The 3,549-nt window shown below is 75.0% G+C and carries 2 protein-coding genes; both read left to right on the top strand.

The annotated features are described in order from the left end of the window. Positions 1 to 79 precede the first annotated feature (79 nt). Positions 80 to 2,653, top strand: coding sequence for an ATP-binding protein (locus ACFRMQ_RS39315; protein WP_380735695.1), 2,574 nt, complete (start codon positions 80 to 82; stop codon positions 2,651 to 2,653). Beyond that, positions 2,650 to 3,324, top strand: coding sequence for a response regulator (locus tag ACFRMQ_RS39310; RefSeq protein WP_380735694.1), 675 nt, complete (start codon positions 2,650 to 2,652; stop codon positions 3,322 to 3,324). Before ACFRMQ_RS39315 ends, ACFRMQ_RS39310 begins: the two co-directional genes overlap by 4 nt. The last annotated feature ends 225 nt before the right edge of the window (positions 3,325 to 3,549 follow it).

The raw sequence follows: 3,549 nt of genomic DNA, 5'->3' as shown, positions 1-3,549 counted from the left end.
GGAGGGCGACTCCCGGGCCCGGGCCGGCCGACCCGCGTCCGCAGACGTGCACCACCTCCCGATGGAAAGAGCAGTGCCCATGGCCCGCGACCTCACCACCGGCACCGGCAGCCGCGGCGGCCGGCTGAGGGTGTACCTCGGCTCCGCGCCGGGGGTCGGCAAGACCTACCGGATGCTCGACGAGGCCCGGCGCAGACAGGAGCGCGGGGCCGATGTCGTGGTCGGGTACATCGAGTGCCACGGCCGCCGTCACACCGAGGCCATGCTGGCGGGCCTGGAGGTCCTGCCACGGGCCCGACGCGCCTACCGGGACGCCGAGTTCGAGGAGATGGACCTCGACGGAGCGCTCGCCCGCCGGCCGGCCGTCCTGCTGGTCGACGAGCTCGCGCACACCAACATCCCCGGCGGACGGCACGCCAAGCGCTGGCAGGACGTCGAGGAGCTGCTCGCCGCCGGGATCGACGTCGTCACCACCGTCAACATCCAGCACCTGGAATCGCTGAACGACGTCGTCCGGAAGATCACCGGCATCCCCCAGCGCGAGACCGTCCCGGACGAGGTGGTCCGCCGGGCCGACCAGATCGAACTCGTCGACATGGCCCCCCAGTCGCTGCGCCGCCGGATGGCCCACGGCAACGTCTACCGGGCGGAGAAGGTGGACGCCGCGCTCTCCAACTACTTCCGGGTCGGCAACCTCACCGCCCTGCGCGAACTCGCCCTGCTCTGGGTGGCCGGGCGGGTGGACGAGGGCCTGCGCGACTACCGGGCCAGCCACAACATCGACCGGGTCTGGGAGACCCGGGAGCGCGTCGTGGTCGCCCTCACCGGCGGCCCCGAGGGCGAGACCCTGATCCGCCGCGCCGCCCGGATCTCCGACCGCACGGCCGGCGGCGAACTGCTGGCCGTCCACGTCTCCCGCAGCGACGGCCTGGCCGGCGCCTCCTCCGGCGCGCTCGCCCAGCAGCGGCAGCTGGTGGAGACCCTCGGCGGCAGCTACCACGTGGTCGTCGGCGACGACGTCCCCACCGCGCTGCTCACCTTCGCCCGCGCCCACCACGCCACCCAGCTGGTGCTCGGCACCAGCCGCCGCGGCAGGGTCAACCGCTTCCTCACCGGCCCCGGCACCGGACAGACCACCGTGGACGCCTCCGAGGACATCGACGTCCACATGGTCACCCACGAGTTCACCGGCCGCGGCCGGCTGCCCTCGCTCGGCCGCCGCCACTCCCGGCGCCGCACCGTCGCCGGCTACCTGGCCGGACTGGTGGTGCCCTGGCTGCTCACCGTCCTGCTCTCGCAGGCCCACCACAGCATCAACCTGACCACCGACGCGCTGATCTTCCAGCTCGGGGTGGTCATCGTCGCCCTGCTCGGCGGCGCCGTGTCGGCCCTGCTGGCCTCGTTCGTCGCCTCGGTGCTGCTCAACTACTACTTCATCCCGCCGATCCACAGCCTGACCATCGGCGAGACCAACAACATCGTCGCCCTGGTGGTCTTCGCCGCCATCGCGCTCACCGTCTCCACCGTGGTCGACCACGCCGGCCGGCTCACCAGCCGGGCCGCCCGCGCCACCGCCGAGGCCGAGACCCTCTCCACCCTGGCGGGCAGCGTGCTGCGCGGCGCCGACGCGCTGCCCGCCCTGCTGGAGAAGTCCCGGACGGCCTTCGGCATGCGGGCCGTCGCCCTGCTCTCCCGGGCCGACGGCGAGGTGCTCGCCCACAGCGAGGGCGGGCACGAGCACGAGGGCGACCGGCCGGACGAGGCGGACGGCCCGTACGAGACCACCGAGGTCCCGGCCGGCGAGGGAGCCGTCCTGGTGCTCACCGGTCGCCGCCTGCCCGCCGCCGACCAGCGGGTGCTGACCGCCTTCGCCGCCCACCTCGCCGCCGCGCTGGAACGCGACCGGCTGGCCGTGGCCGCCGCCGAGATCGAGCCGATCAAGGCCGCCGACCGGATGCGCACCGCGCTGCTCGCCGCCGTCAGCCACGACCTGCGCACCCCGCTGGCCGCCGCCCGCGCCTCGGTCGGCTCGCTGCGCAGCCCCGACGTCGAGTTCTCGGCCGAGGACCAGGCCGAACTCCTCGCCACCGCCGACGAGTCGCTGGTGAGACTCACCCGGCTGGTCGACAACCTGCTCGACATGAGCCGCCTCCAGGCCGGCGCGCTCACCCTGCACCTCGCCGAGACCCACCTGGACGAGATCCTGCCCCGGGCGCTCGACAGCCTCCCCGACCCGTACGCCCCGGACCTGTCGACCGACCTCGCGGTCGACATCGAGGAGGGGACCCCGCCGGTGCTCGCCGACCCACCGCTGCTGGAGCGGGTGCTCGCCAACGTGATCACCAACGCGCTGCGCCACAACGCCCCCGGCGCACCCGTGCTGGTCACCGCCAGCCACCACGCCGACCAGGTCGAGATCCGGGTGATCGACCGCGGCCCCGGCATCGCCCCGGAGGACCGCGACCGGGTCTTCCTGCCCTTCCAGCGCCTCGGCGACACCGACAACACCACCGGTGTCGGCCTCGGCCTCGCCCTCTCCCGCGGCCTCGCCGAGGCGATGGGCGGCAGCCTGGAGGTCGAGGACACCCCGGGCGGCGGCACCACCATGCTGCTCACCCTGCCCGCCGCCGAGCCGAGGGAGGCCGACTCGTGAGCGAGATCCTGGTCGTCGACGACGAGCCGGCCCTGCTGCGCACCCTGCGGATCAACCTCAGCGCCCGGCAGTACGCCGTCCGCACCGCCGCCAGCGGCGGCGAGGCGCTCGACCGCGCCGCGCACCACGCCCCGGACGCCGTCCTGCTCGACCTCGGCCTGCCCGACCTCGACGGGATGGACGTGCTGCGCGGTCTGCGCGCCCGCGGCGCGATGCCGGTCATCGTGCTCTCCGGCCGGACCGACACCGCCGACAAGGTGGGCGCCCTGGACGCGGGCGCCGACGACTACCTCACCAAGCCGTTCCTGATGGACGAGTTGCTGGCCCGGCTGCGCGCCGTGCTGCGCCGGCCGCCGGGCGGCGTGCCGCCGAGCCTGCCGGCGATCGGCGACCACACCGTGGACCTCGTGGCCACCACGGTGAACGGCCCGGCCGGCCCGGTCCGGCTCACCCCGACCGAGTGGCGCATCCTCGCCCTGCTGCTCGCCAACCCGGGCCGGCTGGTGCCCGGCCGGCAGATCCTGCGCGAGGTGTGGGGACCGGCCCAGGAGGGGCGCGGCAACTACCTGCGGGTCTACTTCGCCGGGCTGCGCCGCAAGCTGGAGCGTGACCCGGCCCGGCCGCGGCATCTGGTCACCGAGCCGGGGATCGGCTACCGGTACGTCCCCTGACCGGCGTGCGGGCCGGTGGCGCGCGCCGTGCCGACGAGCCGTCAACACCCCGTCAAGGCCGGGGCGGTGGGCGACAGGGGGGCGTCAAGGCCGTTCGGCGGCGGTGTTCCGTGGGCGTAGCGTCGGGGTCGAAGGAGCGGGCCCGCTCCGTGTGGGGGAAGCCCGGGGCCGCTCCGACCGCCGTCCCCGGACGGCCGGCAGGTGGGGGAGGGGCGCGCGACATCC

This window comes from Kitasatospora sp. NPDC056783, from assembly GCF_042789895.1.
Classification (GTDB): Bacteria; Actinomycetota; Actinomycetes; order Streptomycetales; family Streptomycetaceae; genus Kitasatospora.
Note: the sequence above shows the minus strand (reverse complement) of the source record. Positions and strands in the feature narration are given on the sequence as shown.